2 protein-coding genes are annotated in these 1,620 nt (G+C 37.7%); both read right to left on the reverse strand.

The genetic code is table 11. The annotated features are described in order from the left end of the window. Nucleotides 1–308: 308 nt before the first annotated feature. A complete protein-coding gene (locus OC25_RS26585; RefSeq protein WP_039483623.1) occupies nucleotides 309–770 on the reverse strand; it encodes a lipocalin family protein in 462 nt (153 codons plus the stop codon). Between the two features lie 78 nt (nucleotides 771–848). After that, the gene (locus OC25_RS26590) at nucleotides 849–1,376 is read right to left on the reverse strand and encodes a DUF3575 domain-containing protein (protein ID WP_039483625.1); all 528 of its coding nucleotides are present in this window, start codon (nucleotides 1,374–1,376) and stop codon (nucleotides 849–851) included. Between the last annotated feature and the right edge of the window lie 244 nt (nucleotides 1,377–1,620).

Genomic DNA, 1,620 nt, shown 5'->3' on the forward strand with positions numbered 1-1,620 from the left:
GTATGGGCAACCATATTGGCTTTTTTAACTCTTACTACACCTATTCAGGCTAATAAATGTTACCACTGTTATGATTGTGGTTATGAATTTGAAAGGAGTTAATCTAGTTATCTATCCCGTCATTGCGAGAAGGCTTTTTCAGCCGACGAAGCAATCTTTATAGCAAGGATGGCTACCATGTAAGATTGCCTGTCTGCTGCAGGCAGGCTTCGTCGTTCCTCCTCGCAATGACGTGTTTGCTATAACAACAAAAAATCCCGTTCTGATTTAACAAAACGGGATTTACAAAGTTTAAATCTTAAAGGAAATTACTGTATTCTGGTTGCGGTAACGGTTGTATTTTCTGTGTACGTTCCCGAATCCTTATTGCCAATACTGGCTACATCTGTCCTTTTCAAGATTAATGTGTTGTTTGTTATAGAAAAGGTAAAGCTATTATGGTTAAAAGCTAAGTTTCCACTCAGGTTTAGTTTATCTCCATTTACGGTATACTTTACCTGAACATCCTCTATTGTATTTTGATTATTTCCGAGAAGATCTTTGAAGTAGAAAATGGCATGTAAATTACCATCTTCCTTAAATTCTAAAGTTGGCCTCGGACTTTCTCCTTTGGTATCGTCCTGATCTTTACCAGTGTTTTCAAAATTGGTAATTACGTAAGAATCTATTTGCCATTTACCAACAATGGTAGTATTGGTAGTTTCATCCTTTTTGCATGAGCTAAGGTTAATTAAAGTTAAGAGCGTAAATGCTAGAAATAGTTTTTTCATGAAATATTAATGGTGTACGTATGATAAAAAATCCCGCCCTGAACAAACACGACGGGATTACAATAATGCTTGTAGAGATTAAAAACCGAAACCTAAGGCAATACCTGTGCGAAGACCAAAGCCTTCAATCCCGCCTTTAATATCTGGTTCGTTATTACCCTGAGTGGCTTTATAGGTTCCGCTGTTGTAACTCGGGCCAAAGAAAATATCAAGTACAAAGCCGCTTCCATAAACCCACTGGCGGCCAATCAAAGCACCCCCACCAAATGAAGTGTATTTTCCTTTGTCTGATCCATCCGTAACCGTATAATCCTGATACCTTAAGAATGGAGCTGCATATAAACCGCTTATTGCCCTTTGCTTTAAATAGAAACGGGCTTCCGGGGTAATTGCAATACCTGTAAATTTAACATCGTCAAGTTTTAGGCCGGTGTAAGCCAAACCCAGTTGTAACGAAACTCCATCGTTCAGTTTGCGCTCATAAAAAACTGATCCGGTTTTGATAAGGGCACTTAAAGGATTGATTTTAATGGTGTTTTCTGCATCCTGTGCTTTTGCACATAAGAAAGTCATGGCCATAGCGGCACATAAAAAGAGCTTTTTCATTAATTTGATTAGTTTATTTGAGCGGCAAAAATAGACTTAATATTTTGGTTTACAAATAAAAAAATCCCGCCCTGATTTTGCAGTGCCCCCAAAAAGTTAGACACTTTATGGGGGCATTTTTATGAGTAGACAAGTTAAGCACAGCTTAGAATTTAAATTGACTATCGTCAATCAGGTATTAAAAAGAAATAAATCTCTGTCGAGCATCTCAAGAGAAAATGGTCTTGAACAGCGTATGATCCGT

It is taken from the genome of Pedobacter kyungheensis (genome assembly GCF_000812965.1).
Taxonomy (GTDB): Bacteria; Bacteroidota; Bacteroidia; order Sphingobacteriales; family Sphingobacteriaceae; genus Pedobacter; species Pedobacter kyungheensis.